Origin of the sequence: Allorhizobium borbori, assembly GCF_014196535.1 — a bacterium.
GTDB lineage: Bacteria > Pseudomonadota > Alphaproteobacteria > Rhizobiales > Rhizobiaceae > Ectorhizobium > Ectorhizobium borbori.
This window is the reverse complement of sequence record NZ_JACIDU010000006.1, coordinates 1-19,169: the sequence shown is the minus strand read 5'-3', so window position 1 is coordinate 19,169 and position 19,169 is coordinate 1. Positions and strand designations below refer to the sequence as shown.

The 19,169-nt window shown below is 62.0% G+C and carries 18 protein-coding genes; 3 read left to right on the top strand and 15 right to left on the bottom strand.

All coding sequences use genetic code 11. The features are described 5' to 3' along the window. Positions 1-9: 9 nt before the first annotated feature. From GGQ66_RS08630 to GGQ66_RS08620, 3 genes are all read right to left on the bottom strand, one after another. Positions 10-591 (bottom strand): IMPACT family protein, encoded by a 582-nt coding sequence (locus GGQ66_RS08630; RefSeq protein ID WP_183791481.1) that lies wholly within the window; start codon positions 589-591, stop codon positions 10-12. Between the two features lie 236 nt (positions 592-827). After that, entirely contained in the window at positions 828-1,529 is a 702-nt protein-coding gene (locus tag GGQ66_RS08625; protein ID WP_183791863.1) for a GntR family transcriptional regulator, read from the bottom strand. A gap of 156 nt (positions 1,530-1,685) precedes the next feature. After that, a complete protein-coding gene (locus GGQ66_RS08620; protein ID WP_237358857.1) occupies positions 1,686-2,453 on the bottom strand; it encodes a helix-turn-helix transcriptional regulator in 768 nt (255 codons plus the stop codon). A gap of 559 nt (positions 2,454-3,012) precedes the next feature. Between GGQ66_RS08620 and GGQ66_RS08615 the strand changes: the two genes are divergently transcribed. Continuing rightward, the gene (locus tag GGQ66_RS08615) at positions 3,013-4,986 is read left to right on the top strand and encodes a TonB-dependent receptor domain-containing protein (RefSeq protein ID WP_183791479.1); all 1,974 of its coding nucleotides are present in this window, start codon (positions 3,013-3,015) and stop codon (positions 4,984-4,986) included. Positions 4,987-5,096: 110 nt separating this feature from the next. Next, positions 5,097-5,396 (top strand): DUF2218 domain-containing protein, encoded by a 300-nt coding sequence (locus GGQ66_RS23080; protein ID WP_370686315.1) that lies wholly within the window; start codon positions 5,097-5,099, stop codon positions 5,394-5,396. 103 nt (positions 5,397-5,499) lie between these two features. Here GGQ66_RS23080 and GGQ66_RS08605 read toward each other — a convergent pair whose 3' ends face one another. The 9 genes from GGQ66_RS08605 to GGQ66_RS08565 form a co-directional block, all read right to left on the bottom strand. Then, positions 5,500-6,258 carry an SDR family NAD(P)-dependent oxidoreductase gene (locus GGQ66_RS08605; RefSeq protein WP_183791475.1) on the bottom strand — a complete coding sequence of 253 codons (759 nt, stop codon included), beginning with the start codon at positions 6,256-6,258 and terminating at the stop codon, positions 5,500-5,502. Positions 6,259-6,288: 30 nt separating this feature from the next. Further along, positions 6,289-7,674 carry a hypothetical protein gene (locus GGQ66_RS08600; RefSeq protein ID WP_183791473.1) on the bottom strand — a complete coding sequence of 462 codons (1,386 nt, stop codon included), beginning with the start codon at positions 7,672-7,674 and terminating at the stop codon, positions 6,289-6,291. 73 nt (positions 7,675-7,747) lie between these two features. Beyond that, positions 7,748-8,986 carry a pyridoxal phosphate-dependent aminotransferase gene (locus GGQ66_RS08595; RefSeq protein ID WP_183791471.1) on the bottom strand — a complete coding sequence of 413 codons (1,239 nt, stop codon included), beginning with the start codon at positions 8,984-8,986 and terminating at the stop codon, positions 7,748-7,750. A gap of 24 nt (positions 8,987-9,010) precedes the next feature. Next, positions 9,011-10,000, bottom strand: coding sequence for a D-2-hydroxyacid dehydrogenase (locus GGQ66_RS08590; RefSeq protein ID WP_237358842.1), 990 nt, complete (start codon positions 9,998-10,000; stop codon positions 9,011-9,013). Positions 10,001-10,097: 97 nt separating this feature from the next. Further along, the gene (locus GGQ66_RS08585) at positions 10,098-11,372 is read right to left on the bottom strand and encodes an NAD(P)/FAD-dependent oxidoreductase (RefSeq protein WP_183791469.1); all 1,275 of its coding nucleotides are present in this window, start codon (positions 11,370-11,372) and stop codon (positions 10,098-10,100) included. Between the two features lie 99 nt (positions 11,373-11,471). Then, a complete protein-coding gene (locus GGQ66_RS08580; protein ID WP_183791467.1) occupies positions 11,472-12,593 on the bottom strand; it encodes an enolase C-terminal domain-like protein in 1,122 nt (373 codons plus the stop codon). 22 nt (positions 12,594-12,615) lie between these two features. Continuing rightward, positions 12,616-13,395: an amino acid ABC transporter ATP-binding protein gene (locus tag GGQ66_RS08575; RefSeq protein WP_272872527.1), complete on the bottom strand. Its 780-nt coding sequence runs from the start codon at positions 13,393-13,395 to the stop codon at positions 12,616-12,618. Next, the gene (locus tag GGQ66_RS08570) at positions 13,392-14,054 is read right to left on the bottom strand and encodes an amino acid ABC transporter permease (RefSeq protein WP_183791465.1); all 663 of its coding nucleotides are present in this window, start codon (positions 14,052-14,054) and stop codon (positions 13,392-13,394) included. The genes GGQ66_RS08575 and GGQ66_RS08570 overlap by 4 nt, the downstream gene beginning before the upstream one ends. A 132-nt stretch (positions 14,055-14,186) precedes the next feature. Further along, complete coding sequence (locus tag GGQ66_RS08565) at positions 14,187-15,023, bottom strand: transporter substrate-binding domain-containing protein (RefSeq protein WP_183791463.1); 837 nt, start codon at positions 15,021-15,023, stop codon at positions 14,187-14,189. A gap of 166 nt (positions 15,024-15,189) precedes the next feature. Here GGQ66_RS08565 and GGQ66_RS08560 point away from each other — a divergent pair, with 166 nt between their 5' ends. Continuing rightward, entirely contained in the window at positions 15,190-16,101 is a 912-nt protein-coding gene (locus GGQ66_RS08560) for a LysR substrate-binding domain-containing protein (protein WP_183791461.1), read from the top strand. Positions 16,102-16,355: 254 nt separating this feature from the next. On the opposite strand, the gene GGQ66_RS08555 is transcribed toward GGQ66_RS08560, so the two are convergent. From GGQ66_RS08555 to GGQ66_RS08545, 3 genes are all read right to left on the bottom strand, one after another. Then, the gene (locus tag GGQ66_RS08555; RefSeq protein ID WP_183791459.1) at positions 16,356-17,957 is read right to left on the bottom strand and encodes a DUF4166 domain-containing protein; all 1,602 of its coding nucleotides are present in this window, start codon (positions 17,955-17,957) and stop codon (positions 16,356-16,358) included. Then, positions 17,954-18,403 (bottom strand): thiol-disulfide oxidoreductase DCC family protein, encoded by a 450-nt coding sequence (locus tag GGQ66_RS08550; RefSeq protein ID WP_183791457.1) that lies wholly within the window; start codon positions 18,401-18,403, stop codon positions 17,954-17,956. The genes GGQ66_RS08555 and GGQ66_RS08550 overlap by 4 nt, the downstream gene beginning before the upstream one ends. A gap of 321 nt (positions 18,404-18,724) precedes the next feature. Next, positions 18,725-19,169, bottom strand: a 445-nt coding sequence (locus GGQ66_RS08545; protein WP_210287213.1) for an electron transfer flavoprotein subunit alpha/FixB family protein, incomplete at its 5' end; no start/stop codon positions are given.

Sequence of the window (19,169 nt, the reverse complement as noted above, 5' to 3'; positions counted from 1 at the left end):
AGCCAGGGATCAGACCGTGATTTCGGCACGGCCGCTGGTGATGTCACCGACCAGGCGGATCAGGTTTTCGGCCTCCGCCACCGGCAGCTTCAAAGCGAGATCCGCGCCTGTTTCGGTGAAGGTCTCGCTCTCCAGCCGCACATCGGGGGCCGCAGTCAGCCGGGCCTTCACCAGCGCCAGATCGGAAAACAGGCAGGAAATTCGCACGCCCACGGACGGCACGACCGCCGTCTTTTCCGCCTGCCTGAGACAGCTTGCCGCCGTGCCGCCATAAGCGCGCACCAGCCCGCCGGAGCCCAGAAGAATGCCGCCGAACCAGCGCGTGACCACCACCGCAACGTGATCGAGTTCCTGCCCCTCGATGGCCTGGAGAATGGGGCGGCCCGCCGTGCCCGAAGGCTCGCCATCGTCGCTGAAGCGATAGGCTTGGCCGATCCGCCAGGCCCAGCAGTTATGATTGGCGTCGGCGTCGGAATGGGCCGCGAGAAACGCCCGCGCCTCGGCCTCATCGGCCACCGGAGCCGCAACGGCGAGGAAGCGGCTTTTCTTGATGTCCTGCGAAAAGCGCTCGATGCCGTTCAGCGTAAACATGGCGCGGACCTCGACAGATCAGGTTTGCCTCAACCAATGGCCCGTTTTCCAGCCGGGCGCGTGATCGCGGATCAATAGGTGACTGTCGTCTCCCTGACAATGCGTGTTTTCCCCGCCATGCTTCAAACGCCAAAGACGTAGGCGACGACAATCCGGGCTTTGATGCTCCGGCGCCGGAACGCAGACGCCGGGTCCGAAAATGCACGCGCCTGACCGGCACGCAAAACTTGCTGACCTCAGGCCCCGGCTTCGGTTTTCTGGGCGGATAATACGGCCTCGGCGATGGCGCTTGCCGCCGCAACGTGATCGAGCGCCGCCCTGGCCGCCGCATCGCCATCGCCGCGCCGGATGGCATCGACAATCCGCTCCATCTGCTGCGGGCCCTCGGTATCGCGATTACGCGTCTGGATCGTCATCGAGCGCAGATGATTGATGCGCACCGTCAGCAGGTTGACGACGCCCCAGGCGACGTGCCGCTTCACCCGGCTGAACAGCGTCTGATAAAAGGCGGTCGTCTGGCTCAGAACGCCATGCAGGTCTTTTGCGGCATAGCAGGCGCGAATGGCGTCAAGCGCCGCCTCCAGCGCCGCAATCGTGGCGGGATCGCGCTGCTCCGCGCAAAGCCGCGCCGCCATGCCTTCCAGCGCGCCGCGGATTTCATAGATCTGCCGCGCTTCATCGAGATCGAGAGTGGCAACAATCGGCCCCTTGTTGGCCTGGTTCGCAACCAGCCCCTCAGACTCGAGATGGCGCAGCACCTCGCGCACGATGGTTCGGCTGACACCGAGCTGGGCGCACAGGTCGCGCTCCACCAGCCGGTCTCCGGGGCGGAAGTAGCCTTCCACAATGGCGTCCCGCACCTTGTCGAGGGCAAGTTCGCGCAGCGTCTTTGTCGGACGCTCGACCCTGATTCCACTTTCTTCCGGCAGCAAACCCATCACAACCCCTTGCATCGACATCACCCAACCGCAGCCGGATCGCCGGTGCATAATATGGCCTACCAGAAACCTATCCGGTCCAGCCAGGGGATTCAACGGTCATGATCCTTCTTTGAACAGCCAGGAGAGCGCCCGACGCGCTCCACGCCTGCGGCATCAGGCCCGAACTTGCTTGGGCGTCATGCCATAGGTTTTGCGAAAGGCCGTCGTGAAGCTGGAAACATTGTTGTAGCCCGCAAGATGCGCCGCCTGTGCGATTGGCAAGCCATCATTCACGAGAGCGGCATACGCGGTCTCCAGCCGCTTTTGTCGAACGAACTCGAAGATCGTCGTTCCGAACTGCTCCTTGAAATTGCGCTGAACCGTCGATGGGCTTGCGCCGGCTTCATGGGCGATCCGTTCGATCGTCAGGTCGGTATCGAGGTTGGCCAGGATGAAATCCTTGATCCGTTCACCGGTGCGCAGGCTCATGAGGCAGGGCGTCTGCGGCTCGGGCGAGCCTTCGGCGATCATGGTCAGGCAGGACTGCCACATGATGTCGAGCGCCTGCGCGCGCAGGTAAAGCGCGTTGAGTTCGCCCTCCAGCACGGGGGGCGGATGCATGATCTTTTCGGCCTGTTGCAGAATGCTGCGCCCCGGTGCGAATGAAAACCGGGCGAGGTGCTCGGAGAAGAAACGCCGAAGCGCCGGCGTGCTGGCGTCGCTCTGGGTTTCCACAAGGCGCTTCAGCCAGGGCGTCGGCGCGGCGATCATCACCTTGCGCAAGGGAACCTGGCTTTCGTGAACGAAGCGCAGTGTGCTGGGCTTCGCGACATTCAGCATGAAAACCAGCGGTGTGTTGTCAGTTTCCCGGCCCGCATCCAGATGGAAGGGTACGCCGTCGATGACGAAGCGCTGCGATCCTTGCAGGAGAATCATCAGCATGAACTTGGACCAGATGTTTTGTTCGGCCGTCACCGTTGAGCAGTTCGGCGTATTTTCAATCGCACCGACATACAGATCTTCCGGACTATAGTGCATCGAGTGCCTCTGGAGCATTTCCAGTAAAATCCGGACAGGATTTCACGTCCGGACAATACGTTAAACAAGACATTGGAGCATTCCCGGTGAACACGGGGGTCTCCGCGAATGCTCCAGGGTCAAAACTCAATCAGGATGGGTGTTCTGCAAAGCCCGGCAGGCCATCGTGCCGTTTGCGCGAAAAATATTGCAATTCCTAACAAAGTGTTTCGCATCGACAGCCCCACCCCACCGAATTAATACATGACCGACTTAATCATCTTTATGCCTTTCCCGCCGATGCGGCAAGGTGTTCGGCAGGAGGGGCAATGAGTATCGGATCGTCCGCACACGCTTTCCGCGCTTCGACGTCCGGGCGAGGCGCCCGGCCGCCGGCTCGGGCCGCGTCTGCCTTTCCGACGGCTGGTCTCTGTCCGGCACCTTGAGGCCAAGAGAGCAAAACATGGACTTTCCGGAGTGTAATATGAAATTCAGACGGATATTGCCGCTTGCAGGCGCATCCCTGCTTGCCATCGCCTCGGCACTGCACGCCCAGGAAGCCGAGCGTAAGGATGAGACCGTTCTCGACACGATCACCGTCGTCAGCGGTGGCAAGGAGAACATCGAGGCGACGGGCGGCACCGTCATTACCCAGGAGGAGCTTCAGGCGCTCCAGCCCGCCGACGTTTCAGAGCTGTTTGCCCGCGAATCCTCGATAACCGTCTCGGGCGGCGGCGGCCCGTCCAAGCGGATTCATGTGCTCGGCATGGAACAGTCCAACCTTGCGGTCACGGTCGATGGCGTGCCGCAGACGGCGACGAGCTGGCACCACACGGGATCGAACGTAATCGACCCCGCCTTTCTGAAGCGCGTCGAGGTCGAGGCCGGAGCCGCGGCCGCCGATGCGGGCTTCGCTGCTGCGGCCGGCGCGGTGCGTTACGAAACCGTGGGCGCCAACGATCTTCTTGAAGACGGCAAGGATTTCGGAGCGCGGCTGAGTTCATCCTACGGCTCGAACGGGCGTGGCGTCGGGGGCAGCGCCGCCGCCTACGGACGTCACAGCGGTTTCGACTGGTTCGTCATGTCGCATCTGACGAATGGTGACGACTACAAGAGCGGCGATGGCACCAAAATGCTCGGCACCGAGCCGGCCGCCCGCAACTATCTGGCCAAACTCGGTTACGAGGTCGAGGATCACCGCGTCGAGGTCAGCTATGAGCGTAGCCGCGACCGCGCGGACCGTCTCATCAAGATGAATCTCGGCCTTGCCGGCGACACGCTGCATCCGCTTGAAGTCGTGCGCGAAACCGCGAAGATCAGCTATACCTCGACCAACCCCACCGATCTGTGGGACCCCGAGATCATGCTCTATTCAAGCCAGAACGATTACTGGCGCACCAATTACCAGGCCCGGCCCAACGGCAACATGATCCTCAACGAGGATCTTTACGGCGGCAAGGTCCAGAATACCTTCACGATCGATCCCGGCACCATCACCGCCGGCTTCGACTTTGGCCAGCACGATTATCACACCGACAATTACGGCAACAATAACCGACGTTATCGCGACTTCGACACCACGCAGGCCGGCCTCTTCACGCAGGGACGTTTCGAATTCGACAGCGGCTTCAAGGTTTCGACCGGTGCGCGCTACGACTTCCACAGCTTCGAAGACTGGGACAACAAGGACTTCTCCGACAGCGGCGCCAGCGTGAACGCGACAGTGGCCTACCGGATCAACGATCATATCGAGGTCTTTGCCGGCGCTTCGCGGACCTGGCTCGGTTATGTCATCGGTGATTACGGTTTCGTGCACGCCCGCGACAACGCCTTCATTACCGACCCGAACTTTGACACCGGCAGAGCCAAGAACTTCAAGGTCGGTGCGAATTTCGGCGGTGACGACTGGAATGCCGGCATTACCTTCTTCGACACCCGGATCAAGGGCCTGCCCTCCTATGGCACGACGTCCCTGACGAACGATCCCAACGAGTACCGCAGCCGCGGCGTGACGGTGAATGCCGCCTATCTCTGGGGCGACACCAAGATCGGCGCGAGCTACACGAAGGCGGATGTGACCGCGGGCGGCGTTTCCGCGCTGCCAAACAGCAGCACCTTCATGCCGATCGGCGACATGGCGACACTCTATATCGACCACGAACTGACCGACTACGGCGTCAAGATCGGCACGTCGATGGAATGGGCCGGCAGGATTTCGGATGCGGTGGCCACCGCCGCCGGCTTCTACGACCAGCCCTCCTACACGGTCTTCAATGCCTATGCGGAGTGGACGCCGGAAGCCTACAAGAACGCCTCCTTCCGCCTGACGGTCGATAATATCTTCAACAAGAATTATTACGAGCGCTCCAGCTACGCCATGAGCAGCAATCGCGGCGGTATCGATCCGATCTACGCTCCGGGGCGCACCGTGACCGTCCAGGCCTCGATCAAGTTCTGACCATCCCGTTTGGAATGTCTTCCGAAAGCCGCAGCGATCCGCTCTGCGGCTTCCGCTTTTCGCAAGAATGGCCGGCTATCCCGTGCCGGGCCGATGGAAAGGAAACGATTGTGTTCAAGGCTGTTGCATATTTTGAGACAGAGCATGCCAGGAAATATCTGACGCAGCTTTGCAAGCACTTCGCCCACAAGATCGAGGTCACCTACGATCAGGATCACGGCGACTGTCGCTTTCCGCGTGGCGCCGGCAGGCTTGTCTCGGATGACAGGGGACTGCGCATGGAGGTCACGGCACCGGAAGAGGACGACCTTGCCCAGACCCAATCGATCATCGAAGTCCATCTCATCCGCTTCGCCTTCCGTGAAAAGCTCGAGGCCCTCGCCTGGCAGCGCCTGCCGGAAACGGCCTGAGCCGCGCACCGCCCGGCGCAGGGCTCGTCATGTTCGCCTGCCGTGTTCGCAACAGGCCCTCGTCAACGCATTGAAATCCAGGGCGTTGAGGCGGTCGTACGTCCTAAGGCAGCAACAGGCCGCCATCGACGTGCATGGTCTGGCCGGTGATGTGGCCAGCGCCCGGCGAAAGCAGGAATGCGACAAGCGCGGCAATATCGTCCGGTTCGCCCAGACGGCCATTCGGCGTAATCGTCCGGGCGCTGTCCATCGCGGCGCGTGAGGTCGCGGCATGTCCGCTAGCATCCTTGCGAACAAAGCCGGGAACGACACAGTTGACGGTCACGCCATCGGGGGCAAGCTGGGCCGCCAGCGATTTTGCAAGCGCCTCCAGGGCGGCCTTGGCCGCACCGGTTGCCGGAAAGTGCATGCCGTTCGTGCCGAACCCGTGGGCAACGAAGGAACTGATGGCGATCACCCGCCCGTGCTGCGAAGCGCGCAGATCCGCAAGTGCGGCCTTCGCCAGCAAAAGGAAGGCCGCGGGCATCAATGCGAAGGCCGCGTTCAGGTCATCGATGGTCAAGGTTTCGAATGTCGCCTTCTGGGCGCGTCCGGCATTCGATACGATCTGGTCCAGTTGCCCGAAAGCCGTCCTGGCCCGCTCAACCAGCCGGGTCGGCACATCGGGGTCGGCAAGGTCGCCGGTTTCCAGCACCACCTCGGCACCGCGGCCACGCGCTTCCTCGCCGATGAGCTTCAGCCCGTCGATATTGCTGCCGGTATGCAGCAGCAGTCTGGCGCCGGGGGCCGCAATGCGCCGAACGATGGCCGCACCTATGCCGCTGGCGGCGCCCGTAACAAGAATGGAAGGTCCGGAAGTCATGGTGTGATCCTTGGATGTGCGGGTGAGATATCATTGCCCGGCGCTGTGGAGAAGAGCGATTGCGGCTGCGGCGAGCGCGAGCAGAATGCCGACGAACCGCCGGTTCCAAACCCACGCGACCCTTTGCGATGAAACGCCGCAAAGGGAGCCGGTAACGAGGCACATGGCGCTGATGGGCGACAGCGAAATGGCAGCGGCCCAGCCGACGCTCAATGTCAGCGCCAGCGACAGCGGGTGGTCCTGTCCAAGAGGGGAGGGCCCCAGCAATTGCGCCATTACCACCACGAAGACCGAGTTGGGAATGAACAAGGCCGCCGCGAGCGGGATCATGAGCAGGCATGCGAGCAGCAGGGGCAGGGCCGGTATGCCCCCCGCAAGCACGGTCTGCCAGACCGACAGGCCGCCGATGAAAATCGAAAGTGCGGCCCCGATCACATTTGCGGAGAGGAAGATGGCGCTTTCGTTGGTGAGGTCGCCGAGACCCGAGACGGACCGCGCAAGTTCCGCGCCCAGACCGGCATCGCCGTCACCTGGCTCCAGCACAAGCCAAAGGGCCGCGAAGATCGGCAGCACGGTGACGGAGGCAAGGGTGAAGCTGATGCCCGCCGCCTCATGCAGCCCGACGGCAAGCGCCAGCAGAAGGGCGCAGGCGCCGAGCGTTTGCAGCAGGGCGGGCAGGTCGCCCTTTTCGGGTGAACGTTGCGCATTGGCCGGCACGGTCGCCTCGGATGGCAGGTTAGGAAAGAAGGCCGTGACCAGCAAGGCAATCATCGTGAATAGTGCAGCCACGGCCAGAAAGGCGGCGGCATCGAGCCCGGGAATACCCGCCGCGACGATGGAAAAACCAAGGCCGATGGGCGACCAGATGCTGACGAGGGCCGCGCCCCGCATCGCCGCAATTACCATGGCCCGCCGCGCCGGGTCGGTGCGACCGTCCGCGCCGTCCTTCGGTCGCGTCAGGTCGCCGATCATGGCGATCATGCCGACATTGAAAAGCAGGCTCAGGAACTGCGCGCCGATATTGATGGCGGCGTAACGACTGCGTGGCGGATAGGCGACGAGGAAGGCGGAAGCCCGGCGCACGGTTGGCGAACGGCGGACAGGGTAACGCAACATGCCCAGCACCATCATCAGCGCCGCGAAGGAAACACCCTGAAGAGTGGCTTTCCACAGCAGGCCGGACATTTGCGGCTGAAACAGCAGGATGCCGCCAGCCGCCAGAAGGGCCAGCACGAAGAAGAAGCGGGCCAGTTTCAGCAGCACTCGCCAGCGCAAGACGATGGAGAGCCCGGCCAGGGCCGCAGACGCGGCCAGCAATTCCGGGCGCTCGAGAAAGCTGCCCGTGACGAGCAGAAGGATCGTCAGCAATTGCAGGGCATTGGTCTTTGAAACGCCCGTTCCGTTTATCACTGTCATCGCCGCGTCCGGTCCTGCCGTAGTTTGATCCGAGGCCGGAGGGGCATACCGCTCCACCGGCCATTCGTTGGTTTCAGGCGAGCGTGAGTTTTCGGCACGCGGCTGCAATACGGCGCATGGCCTCCTCCAGTTCGGCCATGGCGGTGGCATAGGAAATCCGGAAGTAGGGGGACAGGCCGAAAGCCGCCCCCGGCACGGTCGCGACGAGACCCGCCTCCAGCAGATAGGCGCAGACATCGCGGTCGCTTTCGATCACCTTGCCGTCAGGAGTCGTCGCCCCGATGAGGCCGGCGCAACTGGCGAAGGTGTAGAATGCACCTTCGGGGACGCGGCATTCGATGCCTTCGATGGCGTTGAGCGCCGCGACGACGAAATCGCGCCGGGCCTTGAAATCGGCGGCCCTGGCCACGACTTCGTCCTGCGGACCATTGAGCGCCTCCACGGCCGCTGCCTGGCTGATCGAAGCAGGGTTGGACGTGGACTGGCTTTGCACGACCGCCATCGCGCCGATCAGGCTGGCGGGCCCCGCGCCGTATCCGATGCGCCAGCCGGTCATGGCATAGGCCTTGGATACGCCGTTGACGATGAGGCAACGGGACCGGATGCGCGGTTCGATCGCCACGGGTGTGACGAAGGTGAAGCCGTCATAGACGATGTGTTCGTAGATTTCGTCCGACATCAACCACACATGCGGGGCATCGAGAAGGACATCGAGAAGCGGCCGGTAATCCGCCGCGCGGTAGGCCGCGCCGCTCGGGTTCGAAGGTGAGTTCAGCATCAGCCAGCGGGTCTTCGGGCTGATGGCGGCCTGAAGCTGTTCAGCCGTCATGCGGAACCCGTTTTCACCCGTGCAGGGAACCAGAACGGGTATGCCGCCGGCAATCTCCACCATCGCCGAATAGGTGGTCCAGAACGGTGTCGGGATAACGACCTCGTCGCCCGGTTCCAGACTGGCCATCAGGGCGTTGTAGATCACCTGCTTGGCGCCCGCCGCCACGGTGATTTCGGCAGGCGTGAAATCCAGCCCGTTATCGCGGCGGAACTTGGCGCAGATGGCGGCCTTCAGCGCCGGAGTGCCGTCCAGCGCGGTATATTTCGTGTCACCGGCGCGGATCGCGGCAATGGCCGCTTCCTTGATCGTGTCGGGCGTATCGAAATCAGGTTCTCCCGCGCCGAGAACGATCACCGGCTTGCCCGCGCGCTGCATTTCGCCGGCACGGGCGCCGATCCGAAGAATTTCGGAAACACCGAGGTTCGCCAGTCGGCTGGCGCGTCGGAAAGGTTCTGGTGAGGGCGGTTGCTTCTCGCTCATGGTGTCTGGCTTTCCTTGTCCGGGTCAGGCGACGCGGTTGATGAGGCTGGCGTTGTCGTCCCACAGCATCGCCAGATTGCGGGTCAGGATGTTCAGGACGTTGCGCTCGTAATTGCGGCTTTCCCCGGCCGAATGCGGCGTGACGATCACGTTCGGCAACCGCCAGAGCGGGGAGCTTTCCGGCAAAGGCTCGACCTGCGTGACGTCGACGGCGGCGCCGGCGATGCGACCGGACTGAAGGGCGTCGACAAGGGCCGCCTCATCGACGCAGCCGCCGCGCGCGACATTGATGAAATGCGCAGTCGGGCGCATGGCGGCGATGGCCTCGCCATCGATGAGGTTGCGCGTCTCGACGGTCAGCGGGCAGCTCAGCATGACGACATCGGCGCGGGGGATGAGCGACTTCACGTCGCGGAAGGAATGGACCTCGCTGGCATCGCCCGCGCCTGCCGAGACATCGCGGCGCACGCCGATCACATGCATGTCCATGGCACGGGCGATGCGGGCGATCCGGTTACCGATCCGCCCGAGGCCGACGAGCAGCAGCGTCTTGCCGGCCACGTCGGTTTCCCGGTCATCCGGGTTGCGCTGTTCCGGCCGCCAGACATGCCTTGCCTGATTGTCACGGGCAAGGGCCAGACGCCGGGTCAGCGACAGCATCAGGCCGATGGCCTGATCGGAGACGGCGTTCATGTTGACGCCCTGACCGCTGGCCAGCAGGATGCCGCGCTCGCGAAAGGCGTTCAGATCATACTGGTTGGTGCCGGAACTGACCGATTGCAGATATTTCAGCCTTGGGGCGTGATCGAGCAGTTCATTGCGCCAGAGGCCCGAAACGACGAGCACATCCGCTTCCGGCAGACGGGCCTTCAGTTCCTCATAGGTGGAGACCTGAAAGCTCGACAGGCCGTCCTGATACTCGGCGTCGAAGATCGGTTTGATGTCATAGGCCGCGTGCGCAAAGCAAAGGCGCAGTTGATCGCGTGCGGGGAGGAGCTGATTGGTGCCGTTCAAGCGCTTATCCTTTCAGGGTTCAGGGCAGGGGGCAGCGTTTCCGGAACCTGTGCCGGTTCCGGGCTGCATGGAGGACGGGGGAAGGGAAGAGCCGGGACTAGCGGAAGCGCGTTGCCCGGAAGGGAGTTGGATCGACAGGCGGCGCCTGGCCGGAAACCAGCGCCGCGACGAGGCTGCCTGTGCCGGGACCCGAGGCAAGTCCCACATGGCCATGGCCGAAGGCGTGGACAATGTCCGCGGATGCCGATGCCGGGCCGATCACCGGCAGGCCATCGGGTGTCGAGGGACGGTTGCCTTGCCAGCGTGTGGTAGCGAGGGGCCGGTTGCCGCTCTCGAGGCCGGGATAGGTCGCCACGAGTTGCCGGAGAAGCAGGTCGGCCCGCGCCCAGTTCGGGCTGGTCTCGACGCTGGCCAGTTCGACCTGTCCGGAGGCGCGCAGCCGGCCGCCAATCACGGTATTGGCCATCTTGCCGTCACAGGGCATGACAGGAATACGCGGCGCGGTCACGGGATCAACGATTTCGACGTGGTAGCCGCGCTCGCTTTCCAGCGGAATGACATCGCCGGCCTGTTCGGCGAGCGCCCTGGAATGAATGCCCGCCGCGATCACGGCACGGTCGCAGGCGACGTCGCCGCGATCCGTCGTGACGGCCGTCAGGCGGTTACCGGCCAGTTTGAAGCCGGTGGCCTTTGCCGCCACGAGCGTTGCACCGCGCTCGATGGCCTTGTCCATGAGCATGGCGACATAGCGGCCGGGATCGGTGCAATGGCCACCCGCCTCGACCAGGGCGGCAAAGCCGTAACGCGCGCTCAGGGCCGGTTCGAATGCGCGAAGCTCCTCGCCCGCCAGTTCGCGCCATGTCACGCCATTGTCGCGGCGCAAACGCCAGGCAAGCGCGTCCGCCTCGAAATCGGCGCGTGTCGGATAGGCATAGAGAAGACCGCGCCGCTCGATGAATTCGGCATGGCCGCATTCGGCGGCGAGGGCCGCATGCCGGGCAGGTGCATCGCCAAGCAGCGTGCTGAGCACGCTGGCCGTGCGCTCGACCCTGCGAACGCTCCAGCCCGCCAGCATGAACCGCATGAGCCAGGGTAAAAGCCGGGGCAGGAAGCGCCAGCGGATCGTTAGCGGGCTTTCCGGCGACAGAAGATATTCCGGAACCTTCTTCCACAGGCCGGGCATCGACATGGGAATGATCGAAGCCGGGCTGATGAAGGCACCGTTGCCAAAACTGGCCGCCTGATCGCCGCCGGGCTTGCCCGGTTCGACAATCGTAACGCGATAACCCGCCTTCAGAAGGGCCAACGCGCTACAGGCGCCGATAATGCCGCCTCCCAGAATGGCGACGTGGGGTGAGGCTTTGGACTGCATGATATTTCCTGGCTTCGTTCCTGGGTTACGGGCAAAGCCCGCCACGCCCTGCCGCGCCGAAGGCGGCAGGTTGATCTGTTTTTCCGGATGGTGCGACTTCTAGCGTTCGGCCAGAATCCGCGCATTGCCCCGCAGGGACTGATCGCTCACGCGAATGCCGAGACCCGGCCCTTGCGGAACGATGACCGCTCCGTCACGGTTTTCGATCCGCTCTTCGAGAACGTCCTCGGTCAATACATGATGCGGCATGTAGAATTCGCAGCCGAGCGACATGCCCGGCGTTGCGGCAATGAACTGCGTTCCGGCCGCAAGCGCGATGCCGCCCTCCCAAAGCGTGCCGCCATAACCCGGCAGGCGGGCGGCATCGGCAATCGCCATCAACGCCTGCGCCTTCAAAATGCCGCCGGCCTTCATCAGCTTCACCGAAATGGCGTCTGCCGCCTGCAGACGCACGATTTCCATCAGATCACGGGCATCGAAGCAGCTTTCGTCGGCCAGAACCGGCGTATCGAGCGCATTGGCAAAGGACGCCATGGCGGTCAGGCAATCGCGCGGCACCGGTTGTTCGATGAATGTCGGCCGGAACTGGTCGACGTCGCGCAGCACGGCAATCGCACCGAAAGGCTGGAGGGCCTGATTGTAGTCGAGCCTGAGATCGATACGATCACCGAAGGCGGCCCGCATGGCTTCGAGATGCGCCATGTCTTCCGCATGCGGCTTCACACCGGTCTTGACCTTGAAGATCGTGTTGCCGGTCTCGACCATGGCCTCCATCCGCGCCATGTCGGCGGCGAAGTCGGGGTCGGCGATCGAGAAGGAAAGCGGAATGCTGTCGCGCACCCGGCCACCGAGCAGATCGGCGACGGAAAGGCCGCTCATCTTGCCGAGAATGTCGAACATGGCCGTCTCTATGGCGAGCTTCGCCTCGCCATGGCCGACGATGATCTTGTCCATCGTCCGGGTGAGGGCGCGGATCTCCTTGACCGGTGCCCCCAGGACGACGGGGCGAAGATAGACGTCGATGGCGGCGAAGGCTGCTTCGGACGTTCCTGTAAACACCTCCCAGGGTGCCGCCTCGCCCCAGCCGACGATGCCCGAGCTTGAGGTGAGTTCGACCAGCACTCGCTTGACGGTGCCCTTCACATGGCCGACGCCCTGCAGGCGGGCCATCTTGATCGGGCTCTCGATCAGAAACAGTCGAAGCCGTTCTATGCGTTCCATTGTTCGTTCTCCGAAAGTCGCGTCAGTGCGCGCTTCGTGCCTTGTGGTAGTGACTGAGGAAGCTTTGCGTCGCTTCCGATTTGGGGTTTTCGATCACCTCGCGGGCCGGGCCGTCCTCGACGACATAGCCATCGCGCATGAAGACGACGCGGTCAGCCACATCCCGGGCGAAGGCGATTTCGTGGGTAACGATCACCATGGTCATGCCGTCGGAGGCGAGCTTCTGCATGGTTTGCAGCACCTCGCCGACCAGTTCCGGGTCAAGCGCGGAAGTCGCCTCGTCGAACAGCATCACCTCCGGCTCCATCGCCAGCGCCCGGGCAATGGCAACGCGCTGCTTCTGGCCGCCGGAAAGCGTTTCGGGCATCTGGGCGGCCCGGTCGGCGAGCCCCACCTTTTCCAGTTGCGTCATGGCCATATCACGGGCCGCGGCTTTGGGCAGGCGACGCACATGCACGGGTGCTTCCATGACATTTTCGAGCACGCTCATGTGGGGAAACAGATTGAAGTTCTGAAACACCATGCCGGTCCGCGAGCGAAAGTCGGCCAATGTCCGGGATCGCGGCGGCTGGAGGGCCTGTCCGAACGAAAAGGCGGTCTTGCCAACCCGGATCGCACCGTCATCGGGCACGACCAGAAGGTTGATGCAGCGCAGCAGCGTCGACTTGCCCGACCCGGAGGGGCCGATCAGCGACACCACGCCGCCGGTTTCCACTTTCAGGTTGATTTCCTTCAACACTTCGAGATCACCGTAGCTTTTGCGAAGCGCCGTAATCTCGATCATCGGCAGGCTGGTGTTCATCGTTTCGCTCCCGATACGCGTTCCCGGTGGCGGACATAAAGCGTCAGCGGAAAGAGGATTGCGAAATAGCCCACGGCAACGGCGGTGTAGGTTTCCAGCGGACGGAAACTGTCATGCGCGACCATCTGCCCCTGATAGACGAGGTCGGGCACCGCAAGCACGGAGACAAGCGAGGTGTTCTTGAATTGCAGAATGGACTGGTTCATGAGCGCCGGCACCATACGCCGCAGCGCCTGGGGCAGAATGATGCGTCGCATGGCAAGCCCCGGCGTCATGCCCAGTGCCGCTGCCGCTTCCGACTGGCCGGGATCGATGGACACGATGCCACCGCGGATGATTTCCGCATAAAAGGAACCGCCGTAACAGGACAGCGCCAGCAGCGAGGCCGTGACCGGCGTCATTTCAACGCCGGCAAGGATCGGCAGTGCGTAATAGGCCCAGACGAGCTGGACGAGGATGGGCGTGCAGCGGAAAACCTCGATGAAGGCAAGCGCCACGACGCGCAGCAGCCGGAACCGGGACAGGAGGCACGAGGAGGCCACCAGACCGAAGGTCACACCACCGATGATGATGGCGATGGTGAAGGCGATGGTGACGCCCAGCCCCTGCAGGAACAGCCAGCGATACTGGTAGATGACGGAGAAATCCCATTCGTACATGCGAAGATCCATCGATGGGAGAAAGAAAGCCGCAGGGATGCGCTTCGGCGCCTCCCTGGAGTAGAGCGCAACGGCACGGGAACCGCGCGCAGGGACGCGGGCTGCATTCCCAAACCGTTGCCATTTCCATCGTCAGATTTCAAAGCCGGGCGGGAAGTCGCTTTCCTTGACGCCGACCAGTTCCATGTTGCGCACGATCGCAGCCTTGATGAAGCCGTTCTCGCGATGCTTGCTGATCCAGTCGTCCACGAAGGTCCGCCAGGACTGGTCTTCCTCGCGGCGGAAGCCGGCATTGGACGTGGTGAAGTCGACCGGTGTGGGAATGACGACATCGCCAATGGCGGCATTCTTGGCCTTGAGTGTCAGGGCCAGAATGAGGACGAGGCACTGGGCATCCGCACGCCCGGCCTGCAGGGCTGCGGTCGCATCGGATTGCGTCTTCAGGCGGGCGACTTCGGCCTTGGGGGCGTGGCGGCCAATCGCAGCATCGTGCGAGGAGCCGGCATCGACGGCAATCCGCATCTCGGGCTTGTCGAAATCGGCCCAGGTCTCGGCCTTGGTACCCTTGCGCACGACCATGGAGAAGGAGTTCTTGAACACGGGACCGGAGAAGTCGATGACCTTCTGGCGCTCGGGCGTCGGGTTCAGGCCGAAGAAGACATCCACCTTGTCGGCCTGCAGATCGAGCACCGAATTGCCCCAGGTGGTTTCGAGGATGGAGAGCTTCACGCCCAGATCCGCAGCAAGTTTCTCGCAGATGTCGACGTAGAAGCCGCGCCATTTTCCATCCGCCAGACCCTTCTGGTAATAGGGTGCGCCATCGGCGACGCCGCCAATGCGAAGGACGCCGGATGCCTTGACCCGCTCCAGGGAACTGGAGGCGCTGGCGCGTGTTGCGCCGAGGCCAACGGTGGCGGCAGCGAAGGTGCCCGCACCGATGAGTTTTCCAAATTCTCGCCGATTGATCATGTGTAGTCCCTCTGGTGACCGTTTTCTTGTCTTTGTGGCGGTGTTGTCATGCCATGCGCTGCCAACGGCCTATTATTGCGGCGCGAAAGGGGCGATTGTAAAACTTGAAAAACTCGGTTCATCATGAGTAAAACTCATGCTGTATTTGACAAATGCAGGTTTGGTCATGCGGCGATTTCTTCCCTCCCTTTCGGCATTGCAGGCATTTGATGCCGCTGCACGCCACATGAGCTTCACGAAGGCCGGGGAGGAACTCGCTATCACCCAAAGCGGTGTCAGCCGCCACATTGTCGGCCTGGAGCGCTTTCTGGGCGTGCGTCTCTTCGAGCGTTCCGGTTCCCGCCTGGTTCTGACCGATGCCGGGGACAAGTATTTTCAGGAGGTGGTCAAGCTTCTGAACAAGCTGGAGGAAGTGTCGATCGACGTCGTTCGCGGCCGCAAGATGGATGCCTCCCTCATGGTGGGGGCCTATCCGGCGCTCGCATCCCGCTGGCTTGCGCCGCGCATGCACCGTTTCGTCGAAACCCATGGCACCACGCCGATCGAGGTCGTGGCGATCGGACCCGACCTGGACTTTTCGGGAGATCGTATCGACATAGCCATTCTCCGTGGGTCCGGCTCCTGGGCGAATGCGCGTTCGACATTGCTGTTTCCGGAAGAACTCGTCGTCGTCGCCTCGCCGAAAATGATCCCTGTCGGCGTGAAGCCCGATATTCTCGATTTCCAGCGCTACCCGACGCTTCAGAATGCAAGCCGCCCCAGCCTGTGGCTGACCTGGTTGCGGGTGAGCGGCCAGCCCTATTCCGGGGCCATTCAGGGCATTCGGTTTGCCAATAGCGACATGCTGGTGGCAGGGGCGTGCAACGGGCTAGGGCTGGCCGTCGTGCCGGCCCATTATGTCGAGCAGGAACTGTCATCCGGGATGCTGCATGCGCCTTTCGGACGCTCCATCCCGTCCGGCGAGGCCTATTGGGTCGTGCATCCTGAAGCCAAGGCCCAACGGTCGGCACTCGGCATGTTCCGCGACTGGCTGGTTCAGGAGGGGAGGCGGCACAGAGGCCGTTCGTCCGACAAGTAACAGACCGTCGCCATCGCACACCTCGGCCATGAGTTTCCAAACCGGGATCATCCCTGCTCTTGCAAGGTTTCGCGCCCGAGCCAGACCCCGCCAGATCGATAGGCGAGCAGGCGCCTCTCATCGCGCCGCCCTTGCGCGGGGTAACCCATTGTTATCTATCGCAAGTCACGCTTGAAAATAGAATGCACCACGGCGACACAGAATAATCGCGTAATCTATCTTATGGAACTTTCATGCGCTGATTGAGATTAATCCTATGGGACTACCGATTCAGACGCCGCCGCAAGCGTTCCCGTGTAGTGAACGAGGAGATCGCGTACGATTGGCGCCGACAATTTCACGTCAAAATGAAACAGGCCATCCGCGACGTACTCCCTCGCCTCAGAAACGGGAAGTAGCCACTTTGGCAATGGAAGCGGGCCAAGGCGGCCGGAAACGACTGGATAATGCAAAGCTTCGTCCTTGACCACAAGTCCCAGGCGGAAAGTGAATGGCCCGAAACGTTCGGTCATGCCGGATGTTGTTGCAGCAAGCTTCGATGCAAATCTGCTTGGTCCGAAAAACCGTTGCCAGACTTCGCCGGTTGGAACAACGCGCTTGATCACTTCAGCAGCCGTGTCGTCAGCAGCCGCTGGAAAACCAAAAAGGCGACAAAGGGCACGGCTCCAGAGGCTGGTTCCACGCCGAATTTTGGCACGTCCCCGCCAGCGACTTATATCGGCCGTCAGGTGTGTCATTTGAATCTCTTTGGGCAATTGAACAAAGCTGGAACCGAGGACTTGTACGAAAATTGGCTCGAAGCGTTCCGAAACTTGCTCTGTACGAACCTTCAAGTCCTGCATTGCAGCTTCACATTCGTCCAGTGTGACAACTGAAAGTGCCGGGCCAGCCCCGGCTGGCAACGACTTCCTCCGCAGAAGCGCGCGGGCAGCCACTCCCGGAATAAATGGCCCTTCGCCTTCTTCGGCCAAAAGTCTCCAAACCTTTCGCTCATGGTTTGTTATCACCATCACCGACATTCCGCCCTTACCGCTGCCGAAAGGACTCAACAGGTTGGCGACGAGTTTGAAGGCGCGAACGACGGGCTTGGATACTGGAATTGGAAACAGGCGCTGCAGCATTGCAAAAGCTGCCAGGCCGTAGCGCATGATCGCAAGTTCAAGCCCGGCGCGAAAGAGCACTGTTTCAGCCCTGAAATGCGCTGGAAACAGTGTTTGGTCAGGAACCTCGATCTGCCAGGCTTGTCGACGCAATCCCCCTGGAAGGCGATAGTCTTGCGGATCAGACCAACCCGTGGCTGGCGTCCAGGCGCCCCCACGCCAGACCCGCATGGGCTTTCCCGCCTGTGACAGAATGGACTGCATCACCGAAAGTCCCCGGGGACTGCGGTTTCCCGGCAGGATCGCAGTATCGATCATGCGCGGCACCTGATCGCCAGTCAGTGCGCGTACCGCAGCGCTAGAAATCGCGGGTACGGAAGAAACGCCCGAAAGCACACAAAGCCCCGCTGACCGCGCATCGGCATCAAGGACGGTAATGCCCGCACAAAACGCAGCGCTGTCTGAAAGGTCCAGATAGTGAGCGCCTGCCGCAATTGCGGCGCGCGCCATGCGGTACGGATCGTCGCCGTAAGCCTGAAAGGGTCCAGCCGCATCGATTACCACTTCATAACCGTACAATTCGGTCAAATCGCCGTTGCGATCCATGCAGAGAGCCGAACAGCCGAGTTTTTCTGCCAGCAAACGTGCCGCGGTCAGATCCCGGCCGGCGATGGTGACCGAGTGACCATCGCGAACCAACAGCAATGCGAGCCGCCCTCCAAAGACACCATACCCTCCGAGTAACAGAACTTTCACTGCAGCAGTCTTTTTCTAAAGGAAGGATCAGGCGTGCCGCACAAATCTGCCCGCCCGAAAATCGCATATCGATTACGGGCCAGCCAAATGTAGAGCTTGTCGCGTAAGCGTCTTGGCAACAGGCGCAAAACCAGCGTCAATCGACCCCAGCCGCCGAACACCCTGCCTGCATGCAAGACGGCATCGAAGTCCGTGTATGCCCTGCCTTCATCGATAAAAAGCCAGCTTGCGGGGTTCGTCGGCTCCAGGCCATAATGGCGTAGCAGCGCAGCACCAAGAGGCGACTGTACCGGACAGATGCGCACCGTGCCGGATCGATCAAGCTGATGAATCATTTTCGCACCCCACGAGCAGATAGCGCATTCTGCGTCCATGACTGCAATCGGTGAGCTGTCATCGAAATGCGGAACCGCAGGATCGTTCCTGAAGGAAAATGGCGTAGTCATGATGGAGAGTTCTTCTCATGGTTTGTCAGATGATACAGCACTGCAATCAAGCCGATCAACCGCGAACGCTATCAGCATTGGTTTAAGCTGATCATAAGCCGCCGCCCAATCGTACGGAAAACATGGAATTTCCACCATTTAAAAAATGGAGGCAAGGATTGTGGGCCGCACGCGAGCACATCAATGGCAGCTCGCGGAAAAACGAAACCGAAGACTGAGATGCATTCGATATGGCGGACGTCAAGTCGGCCCACCAGTTCTATGCGCGTGCTCTATAGTTGCGCAGCAGAGCGGCGCAACTATAGTCCCACGACAAACCTGTCACGTCGCCTTCTGCAGTTCGGGCAGGGCTTCGAAGATGTCTGCGACGAGGCCGTAGTCGGCGACCTGGAAGATCGGGGCCTCCTCGTCCTTGTTGATCGCCACGATCACCTTACTGTCCTTCATCCCCGCAAGGTGCTGGATCGCACCCGAGATGCCGCAGGCGATGTAGAGATCCGGAGCCACCACCTTGCCCGTCTGGCCAACCTGCCAGTCGTTCGGGGCGTAGCCCGCATCCACCGCCGCGCGGCTTGCGCCGACGGCGGCTCCGAGTTTGTCGGCAACCGGCAGGATCACCTCGTTGAACTTCTCCGACGAACCCAGCGCACGGCCGCCAGAGATGATGATCTTCGCCGCCGTCAGTTCCGGACGCTCGGAGGCGGCAATCGCCTCCGACACGAACGTCGAGACACCCTTGTCGCCGGCAGAGGCAACGGCTTCGATG

Coding starts and splice junctions, on each gene's coding strand:
- GGQ66_RS08630 (WP_183791481.1), bottom strand. CDS start 591: ATGTTTACGCTGAACGGCATCGAGCGCTTTTCGCAGGACATCAAGAAA.
- GGQ66_RS08585 (WP_183791469.1), bottom strand. CDS start 11,372: ATGCAGTCCAAAGCCTCACCCCACGTCGCCATTCTGGGAGGCGGCATT.
- GGQ66_RS08600 (WP_183791473.1), bottom strand. CDS start 7,674: ATGACAGTGATAAACGGAACGGGCGTTTCAAAGACCAATGCCCTGCAA.
- GGQ66_RS08575 (WP_272872527.1), bottom strand. CDS start 13,395: ATGAACACCAGCCTGCCGATGATCGAGATTACGGCGCTTCGCAAAAGC.
- GGQ66_RS08620 (WP_237358857.1), bottom strand. CDS start 2,453: ATGCTGATGATTCTCCTGCAAGGATCGCAGCGCTTCGTCATCGACGGC.
- GGQ66_RS08570 (WP_183791465.1), bottom strand. CDS start 14,054: ATGTACGAATGGGATTTCTCCGTCATCTACCAGTATCGCTGGCTGTTC.
- GGQ66_RS08625 (WP_183791863.1), bottom strand. CDS start 1,529: ATGGGTTTGCTGCCGGAAGAAAGTGGAATCAGGGTCGAGCGTCCGACA.
- GGQ66_RS08595 (WP_183791471.1), bottom strand. CDS start 8,986: ATGAGCGAGAAGCAACCGCCCTCACCAGAACCTTTCCGACGCGCCAGC.
- GGQ66_RS08580 (WP_183791467.1), bottom strand. CDS start 12,593: ATGGAACGCATAGAACGGCTTCGACTGTTTCTGATCGAGAGCCCGATC.
- GGQ66_RS08550 (WP_183791457.1), bottom strand. CDS start 18,403: ATGACTACGCCATTTTCCTTCAGGAACGATCCTGCGGTTCCGCATTTC.
- GGQ66_RS08560 (WP_183791461.1), top strand. CDS start 15,190: ATGCGGCGATTTCTTCCCTCCCTTTCGGCATTGCAGGCATTTGATGCC.
- GGQ66_RS08565 (WP_183791463.1), bottom strand. CDS start 15,023: ATGATCAATCGGCGAGAATTTGGAAAACTCATCGGTGCGGGCACCTTC.
- GGQ66_RS08615 (WP_183791479.1), top strand. CDS start 3,013: ATGAAATTCAGACGGATATTGCCGCTTGCAGGCGCATCCCTGCTTGCC.
- GGQ66_RS08605 (WP_183791475.1), bottom strand. CDS start 6,258: ATGACTTCCGGACCTTCCATTCTTGTTACGGGCGCCGCCAGCGGCATA.